Origin of the sequence: Micromonospora matsumotoense, assembly GCF_900091525.1 — a bacterium.
Lineage (GTDB): Bacteria > Actinomycetota > Actinomycetes > Mycobacteriales > Micromonosporaceae > Micromonospora > Micromonospora matsumotoensis.
In genome coordinates this window covers 59,814-76,583 of record NZ_FMCU01000002.1, presented here as the reverse complement: position 1 = coordinate 76,583, position 16,770 = coordinate 59,814, and the positions used below count along the sequence as shown (strand labels likewise).

Here is a 16,770-nt window from a genome sequence, read left to right as displayed (position 1 = left end):
TGGGCACAGTGGGGGCATGACGACGATCCCGTACGCCCCGCTGGCCCGGTACGCCGCCCGGCTGCACGCCGCCATCGGCGACCGGCACCACGTCGCCTCCCCGCTCGGCGCCTGGCTGCTGCTGGCGCTCGCCGCGCCGGCCGCCACCGGCGCGGTCCGGGCGGAACTGGCCGAGGTGCTCGGCGTCGACGGGGAGACCGCCGCGGCGACGGCCGCCGCCCTGCTGGACCGGCCACACCCGCTGGTGCCGTCGGCCACCGCCGTCTGGCACCGCCCCGGCGCGGACACCGGCCCGCTGGCCGGCTGGCGGGACGGGCTGCCCCGGGCTGCCGCCACCGGTCCGCTGCCCGACCAGGCGGGCCTGGACGCCTGGGCCCGCGAGCACACCCTGGGGCTGATCGACCGGTTCCCGCTGACCGTCTCCCCCCGGGTGCTGCTGGCGCTGGCCGGCGCCCTGGCCACCCGGATCTCCTGGGCCGCCCCGTTCGACCTGGTACCCGGCTCGGCGCTCGGCCCCGACCGGCCCACCGGCGCCGACGCGGACCGGACGGTCGGCGACTGGGCCGGAAAGCTGGGCCGGGCGCTGCGCACCCCGGAGCACGGGCACCGGGCCTGGATCGCGTCGACCGGATCGGCCGGTGACGTCGCCGTGCACGCCGCCGCGGCGGTGGAACGCGACGGGGCCGGGGTGGTGGTGCTCTCGGTGCTCGCCGACCCGACGGTCCGCCCGGCCGACGTGCTCGCCGCCGGCTACGCGCTGGCCGGCGCGGCGGTGGACGGGGAACCGGGCCGGCGGTCGCTGTTCGACCTGCCGCTGGGGGCGGGTCCGCTCGGGACGCTGCGGGAGGAGCGGGTCCGCACCTCGGCCCGTGACGGTCGGGAGGAGCGCCGGCACGCGGTGCTGCCCTGCTGGTCGGCGCAGGACGAGCACGATCTGACCGCCCCCGGGTTGGGGTTCGCGGCGGTGGGGCGGGCGCTGGGTGGGCTGCTCGGCACCCAGGTGGGCGTCGAGGCCCGGCAGGCGGCGGTGGCCCACTACGGCCGGTACGGCTTCGAGGCCGCCGCGGTGACCGGGGCCTTCGCCCTGACCAGTCTCCCGCCAGAGGGTGTCCGCCGGACCGCCGAGCTGCGCTTCGGGCACCCGTACGCGGTGCTGGCGGTGGCCACCGACCACCGCGCGGACGGGACCGGGCCGTGGCACGGGGTGCCGGTCTTCTCCGCCTGGGTGGCCGAGCCGCAGGAACCGTCGGACGGCGACCTCGCCGACCCGCCCGAACCGGCCTGACCAGCCCCGACCGCGGCGACTGCCCCTGAGTCGGCACCGTCCCCGGGGAAACCGTCGCGGTCGGGTGTCCCGGCCGCGCGGGTACGACGACGCCTCGACGCCGTCGTACCCGCGCGGATCGGTCAGCCGGCGACCGACGCCGGTTCCGGGCGGGACTTCGCCCGCTCGGCGATCCGCCGCTGCCGCTCCTGCGCCCCGATCAGGTCGTCGGGGAGCGAGTCGGGCACCTCGATGTCGAACCGGCGCAGCATCCGGATCGCGAACCCGCCGAGCGTGATCAGCACCAGGGCCAGCCCGAAGCAGACGTACGCGAAGCCGATGCCCCGGCCGGGACCGGTGCCGATCACCGCGCCCACCGAACCAGCGAGCGCCCCGCCGTCGGCGAGCATCGGCTCGAACAGGGCGGTCGCGCCCGGGGCGAGCAACGCGAAGCCGATCGGCAGGGTCGACCAGGAGATCGTCTGGTTCAGGCTGAAGACCCGGCCGTGGAACCGCTGCGGCACCTTGACCTGCACGATCGTGGCGTAGATCGACTGGGCGGTGGTCATCGCCATCGCGAGCCAGAACGCCCCGAAGGAGATCATGATCACGGAGGCGTCCAGACCGATCAGCAGGCACCCGACGGCGGTGCCCAGGTTGCCGATCAGCACCCCGATCATGCGCCGGTGCCGGGGGCCACCCCACAGCGACATCAGCACGCCGCCGACCACCGCCCCGACCGCCTCGGCCAGGGCCACCTGGGCGACCTGGGTGGCGGTGCCGAACGACAGCACCAGCGGGGTGGTGAGCACCAGGGCCGGGGCCAGGAAGATGTTGCCCAGCGCGAAGTAGCCGAGCATCAACCGGAAACCCTTGTGCCGCCACGAGTAGCGCAGGCCGTTGGCGATCGCCACCAGCAGCCGCTCCCGGGGCCGCCAGCCGAGCAGGTCGGGGAAGCGGACCACGGCCAGCGTCAGCACCGCCACCACGTAGCTCGCCACGTCGATCAGCAGGATGCCCTTCAGGCCGATCGCGGCGAGCAGGCCGGCCGCGAAGACCGGCATCAGCAGCAGGGCGAAACCGCTGGAGAGCTGGGTGATGCCCATCGCGTGACCGAGATAGCGCTTCGGCACCAGTTGCGGCACCGCCGACTGGAAGGCGATCCGCTGGAACGAGGCGGCCACCTGGCTCAACGCCACCAGGCCGTAGATGTGCCACAGGGCCAGGTTGTCGGTCCACAGCAGGGCGGCGAGGACGAGCTGGATGGACCCGGCGGCACAGCTGGCGATCATCATGATCCGCCGTCGGCTGACCCGGTCGGTGACCGCGCCGGCCACCGGCAGCATCAGCACCCCGCAGATCAGCGCCAACGCCCACAGCAGGCCCAGGTCGGCCACCGAACCGGTGCGGGTGAACAGCCAGATCGGCAGGGCGAACGCGGTCAACGCCGAGCCGGTGCTGGAGACCAGCTGCCCGGTGGTCACCGCGACGAACCGGGCCATGCTCGGCTTCACCACCGCCGGGGCGGGCGCGTCGGCGTCGCCGATCCGCTGGTGGTCGGCGACCACCCAACCGGCGTCCTCACCCCGGGCATCCGGGCCGAGCGCGGAGACGTCCCCGGCCCGGACCGCCGGGTGCACCTGGGTGACGATCTCGGCCAGCTCGTCGGCCCGGTACTTGAGGAAGAAGTGACCGGCCTGGTCGAGCACCACCAGGCCGAGGGTGTCGCTGAGGAACTGCCACTCCGCGTACCGCTCGGCGTGGTAGTCGGTCACCGGGTCCTCGGAGCCGACCACCGAGACGATCGGCGCGCGCAGCTTCTCGGCGCCCCGGTCCAACAGCCCGGTGAAGTACTCCTCCGACGCGCGGGAGTCGGCCCGCATGTTGCTGATGATCCGGTCGGCCTGCTCCGGCTCCAGCTCGTCGGTGTCCACCCCCATGCTCTTGAGCCAGCTCGCATAGTGCCGGTTGCTGCTGAGCTGCTCCAGCCGGTTGCGCAGCGCCGCGAACGCGCCCTTCGGGCGGGCGAACGGGAACATCGCCCCGATGTAGACGACCTCCAACTCCCGGCCTGCGGCCTCCACCTTGCGGGCCACCTCCGCGATGATCGCGCTGCCCACCCCGCAGTGGCCGTAGAGGGCGAGCGGACCCTCGATCCGCTCCACGATCTCGGCGGCCACCCGGCTGGTCAGCTCGTCGAACGGCAGGGCGGCCTCGGTCAGGCCGACGTCGTGGCCGGGGATGGCCAGCGACCACAGGGCGTGCCCGGCCGGCAACGCGTCGGCCAGCGGTTGGTAGACGATGGCGCTGCCGCCGCCGTACGGGACGCAGACGTAGCTGAGCACCCGCCGACCGGCCGGGATCGGCTTGGTCAGCTCGTAGAGCAGCCGACGTGGGCCGGCCGCCTCGGCGTCACCGGTCATGAACACGGCCAGCTCGCGGATGGTGCGCTGCTGGAACAGGTCCATCACGCCGACCGCCCGGCCGCCGTGTTCCGCCCGACGGATCTTCGCCACCACCTGGGTGGCGAGCATCGAGTGCCCGCCCAGGTCGAAGAAGTCGTCGTCGATGCCGAGCGTCGGCACCCCCAGCACCTCCGACCAGATCCCGGCGAGCAGCCGCTCGGTGTCGTCGCGCGGCTCGACCAGGGCCACCGACGCCTCACGGGTGACCACCGGCGCGGGCAACGCCCGGCGGTCCAGCTTGCCGTTCGGGGTCAGCGGCAACGCGTCCAGGGTGACGAACGCGGCGGGCACCATGTACTCCGGCAGGGTCTCCTTCAGCGCCGTCTTGAGCGCGGCGTGCTCGGCCCCACCCACCAGGTAGGCGGTGAGCCGCTTGTCGCCGGGGCTGTCCTCCCGGACGATCACCGTGGCCTCGGCCACCTCGGGCTGCTCGCGCAGGGCACTCTCGATCTCACCCAGCTCGATCCGCAGGCCGCGCAGCTTGACCTGGTGGTCGATCCGGCCCAGGAACTCGATCACCCCGGCCGGCCCCGCCGGGTCGGGCACCCAGCGGGCCAGGTCACCGGTGCGGTACAGCCGGGCGCCCGGCACACCGGAGAACGGGTCCGGCACGAACCGCTCAGCGGTCAGCGCCGGCCGGCGGTGGTAGCCGCGGGCCAGCCCCACCCCGCCGATGTGCAGCTCACCGGCCACCCCGATCGGGCACTCACGGCCCGCCGGGTCGAGCACGTGCAGCCGCAGGTTGGCGATCGGCCCACCGATCGGCACCCCGCTCAACCCGGCCAGCAGCGCCGGGTCGCAGTGCCAGGCGCTGACGTCGATCGCCGCCTCGGTCGGGCCGTACAGGTTGTGCAGTTCGCAGTGCGGCAGCCGGGCGGTGAAGTCGACCGCCGAGGCCAGCGGCAACTCCTCGCCGGAGCAGATCACCCGCCGCAGCGTCGAGGCCGCTTCCACCCCCTCCTCGGCCAGGAACACCGTCAGCATCGACGGGACGAAGTGGGCGGTGGTGACCCGCTCGGCCACCAGCACGTCGCGCAGGTAGCCGGCGTCCTTCTGCCCGCCCGGCTTGGCCAGCACCAACCGGGCCCCGGTGCGCAGCGGCCAGAAGAACTCCCACACCGACACGTCGAAGCTGGCCGGGGTCTTCTGCAGCACCGCGTCGTCGGCGTCGAGCCGGTAGGTCTTCTGCATCCAGTCGAGCCGGTTGACGATGCCCCGGTGGGTGTTCGGCACCCCCTTCGGGCGACCCGTCGAACCCGAGGTGTAGATCACGTACGCCAGGTGCTCCGGCCCGGCCAGCGGGGTCGGATCGGTGTCCGGCTGGTCGGCCCAGACCGCCGGGTCGTCCAGGGCCAGCACCGTCGCGTCGACGCGCGGCAGCACGTCGCGCAACTGCTCCTGGACCAGCACCACCGGCGCGGCGGCGTCGGTCAGCATGAAGGCCAGCCGGTCGGCCGGGTACTCCGGGTCCAGCGGCAGGTAGGCCCCACCGGCCTTGAGCACGCCGAGCAACCCGGCGACCAGCGCGACGGAGCGTTCCGCGCAGACCCCGACCAGGGTCTCCGGGCCGACGCCGGCCGCCCGCAGTCGGTGCGCCACCCGGTTCGCGGCGGCGTTCAGCTGCGCGTACGTCGTCGGGACGCCCTCGATGGTCACCGCCACCGCGTCCGGGGTGGCCGCCGCCCGGGCCTCGATCGGGCCGTGCAGCGTCTCGGCGGCGGGGAAGTCGGCATCGGTGTCGTTCCAGGATGCCAACAGCGCCCGCTCGTCGGCGGCGCGCAGGTCCAGCGCCGAGACCGCCACGTCCGGGGTCGCCCCCACCGCGCGCAGCAGGGCGCACCAGCGGGCGGCCATCCGGTCCACGGTGGCCCGGTCGAACAGGTCGGTGTTGAAGACCAGCTTGCCCCAGAGCCCGTCGGCGGTCTCCACGGCGTGCAGCTCGAAGTCGAACCGGGTGGCCCGCAGCTCCATCGGGGTCCAGTCGAACGTCACGTCGGTGGCGTCGGAGACCTCGGTGAACCGGCCCATCTCGTAGTTCTGCAACACGAACATGGCCTGGAACACCGGCGACCGGCTGACGTCGCGGGGCAGCCCCAGCTCGTGGACCACCTTCGCGAACGGCACCTCGGCGTGCTCGAAGCCGTCCAGCACACTGCGCCGGGTGCGTTCCAGCAGCTCGACGAAGGTCGGGTCGCCGCCCAACTCGGCCCGCATCGGCAGCATGTTGATGAACATGCCGACGAGGTCCTCCAGCTCCGGGGCGGACCGGCCGGCCACCGACGCGCCGACCGCGAAGTCCTCCTGGCCGGCGTGCCGGGCCAGGAAGACCTGGTAGGCGGCGAGCAGCGTCATGAACAGGGTGCCGCCGGCCGCCCGGGTGAGGGTGGTCAGCCGCCCGGTCTCCACCGGGGTCAGCCGGAACTCGACGAAGTCCCCCCGGTAGGTCTGGGTGGCCGGACGGGGCCGGTCCAGCGGCAGCTCCAGCGGGGTGATCCCGGCCAGCCGGGACTTCCACCAGTCCAGGTGCGACCGGGCCGCCGGGCCGGCCAGTTCCTGCGCCTCCCAGACGGCGAAGTCGCCGTACTGCACGGGTAGGGTGGGCAGGTCGCCACCCCGGTAGGCGGTGATCAGGTCGCGCAGCAGCACGTCGACCGACCAGCCGTCGCCCACGATGTGGTGCTTGCTGAGGAACAGCACGTGGTCGTCGGCGGCCAGCCGGATCAGCAGCGCCCGCAGCAGCGGCCCGGCCGCCAGGTCGAACGGCGCGAGCGAGGCCGCCTCCACCAGTTCCTGTGCGGCCCGCTCGTCGGGGGCGTCGACCACGGTCAGCGGCACCTCGACCGCGTCGGCGACCACCACGGTCGGCTTGCCGTCGGCGTCGGCGGGGAACCGGCTGCGCAGCGACTCGTGCCGGGCGGTCAGCGCGGCGAGGGCGGCGCGCAGCGCCGTGACGTCGAGCGGGCCACGCACCCGCAACGGCACCGCGATGTGGTACGCCGCCTCGCCCGGGGCGAGCTGGTCCATGAACCAGACCCGCTCCTGGGCGTACGACAGCGGCACCTCGGCGTCCTCGGGCCTCGGCGTGACACGGGCGGCGGGGGTGGCCTGCCGTCGGCGCAGCCGTTGGGCGATCAGCGCCGCCCGGGCGGCATCCCGGGAATCCTTCAGGTCCGTCATGCGGGGGTGTCCTTCTCCGCCGCCAACAGCGCGGCGACTTCGGTCTCGGAAAGGCCGTCCAGCTCGGCGGCGATGTGCGCCTCGATCTGGGCGGCCAGGTCGGCCACCACGGGGCTGCCGAACAGCGCCCGCATCGGCAGGTCGACGTCCACCTCGGCGCGGATCCGGGCCATCGCCCGCATCCCGCGCAGCGAGTTGCCGCCGAGGGTGAAGAAGTCGTCCAGCGCGCCGACCTTCTCCACCTGGAGGATGTCGGCATACACCTCGGCGACCAGGGTCTCGGCGTCGGTGCGCGGCGGGACGTAGCCGTCCCCCGCGACGGACTCCGGGGGAGCGGGCAGCGCCGCCCGGTCCAGCTTGCCGTTCGGGGTCAGCGGCAACGCGTCGAGCCGGACGAACGCGGTCGGCACCAGGTGCGCCGGCAGCTCCCGGCCCAGCTCGGCGGCGAGGTGCGCCTCCTCGGCGGTGCCGACGTGGTAACCGACCAGGGTCGGCTCCCCCGAGTCGGTGCGGACGGCCACCGCCGCCTCCCGGACCTCCGGGTGCTCCCGCATCGCCGCCTCGATCTCGCCCAGCTCGATGCGCATCCCGCGCACCTTCACCTGGTCGTCGCGGCGGCCCAGGTAGTCCAGGGTGCCGTCGGCCCGCCACCGGGCCAGGTCGCCGGTGCGGTACATCCGCTGCCCCGGCGGGCCGTACGGGCAGGGCAGGAAGCGCTCGGCGGTCAGGCCGGGCCGGCCCAGGTAGCCCCGGGCGAGCTGGTCACCGGCGACGTACAGCTCGCCGACCACCCCGGGCGGAACCGGCTGGAACGCGGCGTCGAGCAGGTACACCCGGCTGGTGGCGGTGGGCCGGCCGATCGACACCGGGCCGGCGGGCACCGGCTGGCCCGGGGCGAGCCGGGCGGCGACGCAGCCGACGGTGGCCTCGGTCGGGCCGTACTCGTTGACCACCGCGACGTCCGGGTGCGCGGCCCGCCAGTCGGTGAGCTGCTCACCGGTGAGCGCCTCGCCGCCGATCACCAGGTCGGTGGTGGGCGACAACTCCGCGTCCAGCAGCGGCAGGTGGCTCGGGGTGACCTTGAGGAAGGTCGGCCGCCCACCCACCCGGGCCGCCGGGGAGTCGATCCCGGCCAGCCGGACGGTGCCACCGGCGGTGAGCGGGCCGAGCAGCCCGGTCACCGTCAGGTCGAAGGAGACCGGCGAGTGCAGCAGCGCGGTGCCGGCCAGCCCCGGGTAGGTGTCCCGGGCCCAGGCCAGGTACGCCGTGATCGCCCGGTGTTCCACCACCACGCCCTTGGGCCGGCCGGTCGAACCGGAGGTGTAGAGCACGTAACCGGGGTGTTCCGGGCGCAACGGCGCGACCCGGTCGGCGTCGGTGAGATCCGCCTCGTCCCGGCGGGCGGCGGTGGAGCCGGCTCCGTCCCGACCGGGGTCGGCCAGGCCGGCGGCGGTGCGGTCGCCGTCGGGGCGGCCGGTGGAGGGCCGGTCGCCGGCGAGCACGCCGTCGAGCAGCAGCGCGTCCGCCGGCACCAGGGTGGCGGTCTCCGAGACCGCCAGCACCAGCGCCGGGGCGGCGTCGGTGAGCAGGTAGCCGATCCGGCCGACCGGGTAACCGGTGTCCACCGGCACGTACGCGGCCCCCGCCTTGAGCACGGCGAGGATCGCCACCAGCAGCTCCGGGCCGCGTGGCAGGGCCAGCGCCACCCGGGTCTCCGGGCCGGCGCCCCGGGCCACCAGCACCCGGGCCAGCCGGTTCGCGGCGGCGTTGAGCTGCACGTACGACCACGTGACGTCGTCGCAGACCAGTGCGGTGGCGTCCGGGGTGGCCGCCACCTGCCGCTGCACCTCGTCGACCACGGTGGACGACGGACCGGCCGCGCCCACCCCGGCCCAGGCGCCCCGCACCAGGTCCCGTTCGGCGTCGGCGAGCAACGGCAGCGCGGAGACCGGCTGCTGCGGGTCGGCGACCGCCGCGTCGAGCAGCCGGACGTAGCGGGTCACGACCGCCTCGGCGGTGGCCCGGTCGAACAACGCGGTGCGGTAGACCAGCCGGCTCTCCCCCGTGGTGATGTCGAAGGCCAGGTCGTCCTTGGTGGTGCCCAGCTCCACCGGGTCCAGCCCGGAGTCGGGGATGAAGTTCAGCGCGGTCTGGAAGATCGGCTGCACCGACGGGTCCCGCTCCGGGGCGACCGCCTCGACGATCGCCTGGAACGGGGTCTGCCCGTGTTCCAGGGCGTCGACCAGCCCGTCGCGCACCCGCCCCAGCAGGTCCGTGAAGCGCGGGTCCCCGCCGACGTCGCAGCGCAACGCCACCGGGTTGACGAACATCCCGATCAGCGGGGTCAGCTCGGCGGTCTCCCGGCCGGCGGTGGAGACCCCGACCACCACGTCGGTGTCGCCGGAGATCCGCGACAGCAGCGCCGCGAAACCCGCCAGCAGCACCATGTACGGGGTGACCGCCGACCCGGCCGCCAGCCGGGCGATCCGCTCGAGCAGCCCGTCGGGCAGGTCGAAGCGGACCTCGTCGCCGGCGAAACCGAGCTGGGCCGGACGGGGCCGGTCCAGTGGCAGGCCGGTGGCCTTCGGGGCGCCGGCCAGGTGACCGGTCCAGAAGGCGAGCTGCCGGTCCCGCTCCGCGCCGGTGAGCTGGTCACGCTGCCAGACCGCGAAGTCGGCGTACTGGATGGGCAGTTCCGGCACGGCGGCCGGCGCACCGGTCGCCGCGGCCTGTGCGAACGCGGTGATCTCGGCGCCGAACAGCACCGCCGAGTGGCTGTCGAAGATGGCATGGTGCACCACGAGCAGCAGCGTCCAGCCCTCGTCGACCCGGACCAACCGGGCCCGCCACAGCGGCGGCGCGTCCAACGCGATGGCGGTCCGGGCCAGTTCGGCGCGCAGCGCCGTGTACCGCGCGAACTGCTCCCCGGCGGGCAGGTCCCGCAGGTCGTCGGTGGGCAGCCGGGCCGGCTCGTGCTCCCGGACCACCTGCACCAGCGTGCCGTCGTCGACCCGCAGGTGGGTCCGCAGCGCCTCGTGCCGGGCGACGACCTGGTCGAACACCCCCGTCACGGCGTCGGCGTCCAGGTCGGCCGACAGCCGGCACGGGACCGACACGTTGTAGACCGGGGAGGCCGGGTCGAGCTGGTTGGCGATCCAGACCCGCTCCTGGGCGAAGGAGGCGGGGAAGGTCCACTCGCGGGTCATGCCGTCTGCTCCCGTACCGAACGCGGACGCATGTCGGTCCAGACCTCGTCGACGTGGGCCAGGCACTCCTCGCGGCTGCCGGTGAAGCCCGCGTCGCACCACCCGGCGGGCAGGTCGCGGTCGGCCGCCCAGATCGAGTACTGCTCCTCGTCGTTGCGGACGACCAGGAATCGGGTGTCGGCCATCAGTTCGCTCCAGCGGTGTCGGGGGTGTGCGGTTCGGCCATCGCGACGGCGATCTTGCGGGGACCGGTGAACGGCTCCCGCCCGTGCGCGGCGGTCATGTTGTCGACCACCAGCACGTCGTCGCGCCGGTAGTCGAAGCGGACGCTGGCCGCCCGGTATGCGGCCCGCAGGTGGTCCATCACGTCGGCGGGGATCTCGCCGCCGTCGCCGTAGTAGGTGTTCGCCGGCAGCCCCTCGGCGCCGAACATCGCCAGCAACCCCTCCTGGTAGTCCTTCGGCAGGGTGCTCAGGTGGAAGAAGGTGGCGTGGTTGAACCAGCGCGGGGCGTCCGAGCCGGGCCGGTGGTGCACCACGTCGCGCACCGCCCGGGTCCGCAGGCCGTCCTTGCCGACCCACTCCAGGTCGATCCGGTTCGCCGTCGCGTACGCCTGCACCTGGGCCCGGTCGTCGGTGCCGAAGACGTCCTGCCAGCGGGTGCCGAAGTCGGCGTGGAAGTTGCGCACCAGCAGCCAGCGCCGGCGGGCGAACTCCTCCCGCACCGCCGGGTCGATCTCGGCGTACACCCGGCGCACGTCGGCCAGCGGCGTCGCGCCGAGGGTCTGCGGCGCGGTCAGGCAGTAGAAGAACAACGTCAGCGGCCAGCGCGCCTGGTAGGAGTTCTCGTTGTGCAGGAAGATCTCCTCGTCCGGCGGGTAGTCGGTCGAGGTGTAGACCTTCCCCTTGATGGCGTGCCGGGGCGAGGACCGCTCGGTGTAGGTCAGCGGCTCGCCGGAGAACGCCCGGACGACCGCGTCGAAGCCGTCCACCCCGCCCACGTCGAAGCCGCGGAACAGCAGCCCGCCGTGCGTGACGAGGGTGGCGCGCAGCTCGGCCCGACGTCGGTCGATCAGCTCGGTCAAGGGTGTGCCGTCGTTCTCGACGACCACCGGCAGCGTGGCGATCGTGTCGCTCATGGCGTGGTCTCCTGATTTCTCGACGTCAGGCGCGGGGTAGCCGCGGGATGGCGGGGATGGGGGCCGGCGCGGCCGGTTCGTCGGCGGCGGTGGCCCGCAGGTGGGCGATCCGCTCGGCCAGGCCGGCGACGGTGGGGGTCTCGAAGAGGCTGCGCATCGGCAGCCGGACCCCGGTCGCCTTGCGCATCGCGGCGATCAACTGCACCGCGACCAGCGAGTTGCCGCCGAGGGCGAAGAAGTCGTCGTCCACGCCGACCTCGGCCACCCCCAGCCCGTCCCGCCACACCCCGGCGATGGTGATCTCCAACTCGGTACGGGGGGCCGCCGAGCCGCCCCCGGTCGTCGCCGGGGCGGTGGTCGTCGGCTCCGGGTCCTGCTCCAGGCTGTCCGTGGTCACCCGGGCGGCCCGCCGCCGGATCTCCTCGACCGGGCGGGTGGCGATCACCACCTGCGCGCCGAGACCGGCGGTCAGGCTGCGTCGGAACGCCTCCGCGCCGTCGACCGGGCGGATGTCCTCGGTGAGCGCCCCGGCCGCCGGCTCGGCCGGGCCCGCGTCGGCGGTGCCGGTCAACCCGCCGGTGACCGCGCCCTGGTCGACCCGACGCAGCACGAAGTCGCCGATCGCGACCAGTTCCCGCCCCTCGGTGTCGGTGAGCGACAGGTCGGCGGCGACCACCTCGTCGGTGGTGCTGGCCCGGTGCCGCAGGTGGCTGTGGAACACCGCCGGCAGTGGCCCGCGCACGACGATCCGCCCGTAGGACAGCGGCAGGTAGGTGCCGTCGCCCTGGCCCCGGCCGAAGGCGGTGGCCACGTCCAGCAGCGCCGGGTGCAGCCCCCACGCCGGCAGGTCGGTCCCGACCGGCTCCGGCGCCACGATCCGGGCCAGCTCCTCGCCGTCGCCGAGCCGGTGCTCGGCCAGCGAGGCCCAGCGCGGGCCGAAGGTCAACATGCTGGTCCGGCCCCGGCCGAACGAGGCGTCGTCGTCGACCCGCCGGCCGTCGACCACCGGCACCCGGGCCGCCGGGGCGGCCTCGACGGTCCAGCCCGCCGACCCCCGCACGTGGGTGCGGAGCTGGCCGGCGGCGAGGCTGCGGACCGCGAAGTCGACGCCCTCCTCGGCCGTGGTCAGCTCCACCCGGTACTGGGCGACGGTGCCCTCGGGCACCGCGAACGGCTCCAGGAACACCACGTCGCGCAGCTCCACCGCGGCCTGCGGCGCAGGGCTGGTCAGCCCGGCCACCACCGCGGCCCGCACCGACTCCAGGTGGGCGGTGCCGGGCACCACCGGCACCCCGCCGATGCGGTGCTCGTCGAGCAGCCAGTGGGTGCCGGCGGAGACCAGCCCGTGCAGCACGGTCGACTCCGGGCCGACCACCTTCGTGGTGAGCACCGGGTGGTCCACCGGCGTGGTGACGGTGTCCCGGCCGGCGGCCCGGAACGCGGCCGGGGCGGCGGTCTCCACCGCCATGCCGACCTCCGCCCAGCCACCCCAGTTCTGCGACAGCACCGGGGCCCGGAAACCCGCGCCGGACCGGGCGAACGCGTCGAGGAAGGCGTTCGCCGCGCAGTAGTCGACCTGACCGAACCCACCGATCACCGAGGTGATCGACGAGCAGAGCACCACGAAGTCCAGCGGCAGGTCACCGAAGACCTCGGCCAGTGCCAGGGTGCCGGTGAGCTTCGGGGCGAGCACCCGCTCCGCGTCGGCCCGCTCCTTGACCTCGGCCATCCCGCCACCGGGCAGGCCGGCGGCGTGCACGATGCCGTCCAGCCCACCGAACTCGGCCTCGACGGTGGCCCGGACCCGCCGCAGGTCGGCCGGGTCGGTGACGTCGGCGGCGAGCACCAACACCGTCGCCCCGGCCGCCTCCATCCGGCGGATCGCCGCGATGGCCCGACCCGCCCGGTCCGCGCCACCGTGCACCGCCAGGTGGTCGTCCCACCGCTCGCGCGGCGGCAACCCGGAACGGGCCAGCAGCACCAGTTTCGCCCCGGCCCGCCGGGCGAAGTCCTCGGCGAGGGTGACGCCGATGCCGCCGAGCCCACCGGTGACCAGGTACCGACCACCGTCGCGCAGCGCCCCCGGCGCGGTCTCGGCGGCGACGGTGACCTGCTCGTATCCGGTCACCCAACGGCGGGTGCCGCGCAGCGTCAGCTCGGCCCGCTCCGGGTCGACCGGGCGGCGTAGCTCGGCGGCGAGCGCATCGACGCCGTCGCCGGCCGGGTCGGCGTCGACCAGCCGGACGGCCAGGCCGGGCAGTTCGGCCGGCAGCACCCGGGCCAGGCCGGCGAGGGTCGCGTGCTCGGGCCGGACCAGGTCGGCACCGGTGACGTCGCCGACGCCTGCGGTGACCAGGTCCAGGGTGAGCGCCCGGTCCTCGGCGGTGGACCCCGCCCCGGCGAGCGCCTGCACCAGGTGCAGGGCGTCGAAGAAGCCGCGCTGCTGGGCGTCCCAGGCGGCCGTCGCGTCGATGCCGGCCGGCGTGCCGTCCAGGGCGAAGGCGTGCACCAGCCGGTCCGGCAACCCGTCGACGGTCAACGCCGCGACCAGCGCGTCGTGGTCCTCCCGGTGGCCGGGGCGCAGCCGGTAACCGTCGTCGGCCGCCGCGAACGCCGCGCCGGGGCGTACCACGACCGGGTCGTCGCCGGCGGTCCGCAGCGCGGCGACCAGCGCGTCGGCGCGCGGACCGGCGGCGAACACCAGGCAACGGCCCGCCGGCACGGTCGCCGGGTCGGCGGCGGCCTGCCGCCACACCGGCACCGCGAACCACTGCGGCAGCGGACGCGGACCGGCCTCCACCGGTGCCTCGGCCACCGCCGCCACCGGGTCCGGGTCCGCCCAGTAGCGGCGACGCTCGAACGGGTACGTCGGCAGCGGCACCCGCCGGGCGGCCGGGTCGGCGTCCAGCCGCACCGCGATCCCGGCGCACCACAGCGCCCCGGCGCTGGTGAGCAGGGAGGCCAGGTCACCGGCCGGCTCACCGGGACCGGGCAGGCTGCCCAGCGGGGTCATCGCCCGCTGCTCCGGGGTGCCCTTGGCGACCTGCATCCGGGCCAGGTTGGCCAGTTGCCGGCCCGGCCCGCACTCCAGCAGTGCCCAGGTGCCCGCGCCGAGCAGGGTCGCCACGCAGTCGCCGAAACGGACCGGCTGGCGCAGGTGCGCCGCCCAGTACGCCGGGTCGGTGGCCTGCTCGGCGGTGATCCAGGTGCCGGTCACGTTGGACAGGAACGGGATGCCCGGCGCGCGCAGCGGCACCGTCGCCATCAGCGCGGTGAACTCCGCCAGGATCGGGTCCATCATCGGCGAGTGGAACGCGTGCGAGGTGCGCAGCGGCTTGCTCTTGTTCTTGCCGCCGAGGCTGTCGGCGAACGCGGCGACGGCGGCGCTCTCGCCGGCCACCACGCAGGTGCCGGGGCCGTTGACGGTCGCGATGGCGAGCCCCTCGGGCAGCCGGGCGGCGACCTGCGCCTCGTCGAGCGAGACGGCCAGCATCGCCCCGGCCGGCATCGACTGCATCAGCCGGCCCCGGGCGGCGACCACCCGCAGCGCGTCCGGCAGGCTCAGCACCCCCGCGACGGTGGCGGCGACGTACTCACCGATCGAGTGGCCGATCATCGCCGCCGGGCGGACCCCGGCCCGTTGCCAGAGCAGCGCCAGGGCGTACTCGACGACGAACAGGGCCGGCTGGGTGTAGCGGGTCTCGGTGAGCTTCTCCGCCGCCTGCGGATCGCGGCCCAGGATCAGCTCCCGCAGGTCCAGGCCCAGCTCCGGGTGGAGCAGCGTCGCGCACTCGTCGATAGTGGCCGCGAAGGCCGGCTCCTCGGCGTAGAGCTGTGCGCCCATCCCGGCGTACTGGGCGCCCTGGCCGGAGAAGAGGAACGCGGTACGGGGCGCGGCGCCGTCGACCACCCCGGACTGGCGGCGGCGCGGGGTGCGCAGCGCGGTCACCGCCTCGGGCAGTTCGGCGGCGACCACGGCCACCCGGTGCGGATACTCCTGCCGGCCCACCCGCAGCGTGTGCGCCACGTCGGCCAGCAGCTCCGGCCCGCCGTCGGCGGCGTCCGCCAGGTGGTCGGCGAGCCGCGCCACGGCGGTGTCCAGGGCCGTCGCGGTCTTCGCCGACACGTGCAGCAGCTGCGCCGGCCGGACCCGGCGATCCACCCGGTACGCCGCCGGCGCCTCCTCGAGCACCACGTGCGCGTTGGTGCCGCCGATGCCGAACGAGCTGACCCCGGCCCGCCGCGGCCCGCCCTCGGTGTCCCACTTGGTCAGGGTGTTCGCCACGTAGAACGGGGTGTCGGCGAAGTCGATGCCCGGGTTGGGCGTCTCGTAGTTGATCGTCGGCGGGATCAGCCCGTGCTCCATCGCCAGCACCGCCTTGATCACGCTGACGATGCCGGACGGCTGGCTGAGGTGCCCGATGTTGGACTTCACCGAGCCGATGCCGCACCAGCCCCGCTCGTCGGTGTCCCGGGTGAACACGGTCGACAGCGCGGCCACCTCGATCGGGTCGCCCAGCGCGGTGCCGGTGCCGTGCGCCTCGACGTAGCTGATGCTGCGCGGGTCGATCCCGGCCATCCCGACCGCCTGGGCGATCGCCTCCACCTGTCCGTCGACGCTGGGGGCGGTGAAGCCGACCTTTCCGGCGCCGTCGTTGTTGATGGCGTTGCCGAGCACCACCGCGCGGATCGCGTCGCCGTCGGCGATCGCGTCGGAGAGCCGCTTGAGCAGGGTCACCCCGACGCCACTGCCCCAGACCGTGCCGTTGGCGCCGGCGTCGAACGGACGGCACCTGCCGTCGGGCGAGGTGAAGCCGTCCATGCCCAGGTAGCCGACGTGCGGCAGCTCCACGTTGACGCCACCGGCCAGCGCCATGTCGCACTCGTGGTTGCGCAGCGCCTCGCAGGCCAGGTGGAAGGCGACCAGCGAGGTGGAACAGGCGGTGTGCACGGTCAGGCTCGGCCCGCGCAGATCCAGCCGGTACGACACGTTGGTGGCCACGTAGTTCGGCGAGTTGCCGGTGGCCAGCGAGACCGCCCCGTGCGGGTTGCCGCCGACCCGCTTGTTACGCAGGACGAACCGGTGCAGGTAGGTGTTGCCGCCGGTGCCGGCGTACACACCGACCGCACCGGGGTAGCGGGCCGGGTCGTACCCGGCGTCCTGCAACGCGGTGTAGCAGCTCTCCAGGAACAGCCGGTGCTGCGGGTCGGTCATCTCCGCCTCGCGGCTGGTCATCCCGAACAGCCCGGCGTCGAAGGTGTCGTACCCGTCGATCAGCGGGGCCCGGCTCACCCAGCCCGGGTCGTCGACCTCGTCGACAGTGGCGCCCCGGGCGAGCTGCTCGTCCCGGCTCAGCTCGGTGACCGACTCCACGCCGTCGACCAGGTTGCGCCAGAACTCGCCGACGTCGGCGGCGCCGGGCAGCCGGGCGGCGAGCCCGACGATGGCGATGGGTTCGATGCCGTCGTCGATGGGCGGCGCGGTGTCGATCTCGTTCTGCATCGGGGTTGTCCTTTGTC

The 16,770-nt window shown here is 74.6% G+C and carries 6 protein-coding genes; 1 reads left to right on the top strand and 5 read right to left on the bottom strand.

Features of this window, described 5'->3' with window-relative positions:
• Window positions 1-16 precede the first annotated feature (16 nt).
• On the top strand, window positions 17-1,285 hold the full coding sequence (locus tag GA0070216_RS03990) for a hypothetical protein (RefSeq protein ID WP_091239151.1): 1,269 nt from the start codon (window positions 17-19) through the stop codon (window positions 1,283-1,285).
• Window positions 1,286-1,407: 122 nt separating this feature from the next.
• Here the strand turns inward: GA0070216_RS03990 and GA0070216_RS03985 are convergent, their stop codons facing one another.
• Genes GA0070216_RS03985 through GA0070216_RS03965 form a run of 5 tightly spaced genes read right to left on the bottom strand, consistent with a single transcriptional unit; the run spans window position 1,408 to window position 16,753 of the window.
• Window positions 1,408-6,906 (bottom strand): non-ribosomal peptide synthetase/MFS transporter, encoded by a 5,499-nt coding sequence (locus GA0070216_RS03985; RefSeq protein ID WP_091239148.1) that lies wholly within the window; start codon window positions 6,904-6,906, stop codon window positions 1,408-1,410.
• The gene (locus tag GA0070216_RS03980; protein WP_091239144.1) at window positions 6,903-10,112 is read right to left on the bottom strand and encodes a non-ribosomal peptide synthetase; all 3,210 of its coding nucleotides are present in this window, start codon (window positions 10,110-10,112) and stop codon (window positions 6,903-6,905) included. Before GA0070216_RS03980 ends, GA0070216_RS03985 begins: the two co-directional genes overlap by 4 nt.
• On the bottom strand, window positions 10,109-10,297 hold the full coding sequence (locus GA0070216_RS03975) for an MbtH family protein (protein ID WP_091239141.1): 189 nt from the start codon (window positions 10,295-10,297) through the stop codon (window positions 10,109-10,111). Before GA0070216_RS03975 ends, GA0070216_RS03980 begins: the two co-directional genes overlap by 4 nt.
• Window positions 10,297-11,250, bottom strand: coding sequence for a TauD/TfdA family dioxygenase (locus tag GA0070216_RS03970; protein ID WP_091239138.1), 954 nt, complete (start codon window positions 11,248-11,250; stop codon window positions 10,297-10,299). The genes GA0070216_RS03975 and GA0070216_RS03970 overlap by 1 nt, the downstream gene beginning before the upstream one ends.
• A gap of 25 nt (window positions 11,251-11,275) precedes the next feature.
• Window positions 11,276-16,753 (bottom strand): type I polyketide synthase, encoded by a 5,478-nt coding sequence (locus GA0070216_RS03965; RefSeq protein WP_091239135.1) that lies wholly within the window; start codon window positions 16,751-16,753, stop codon window positions 11,276-11,278.
• Between the last annotated feature and the right edge of the window lie 17 nt (window positions 16,754-16,770).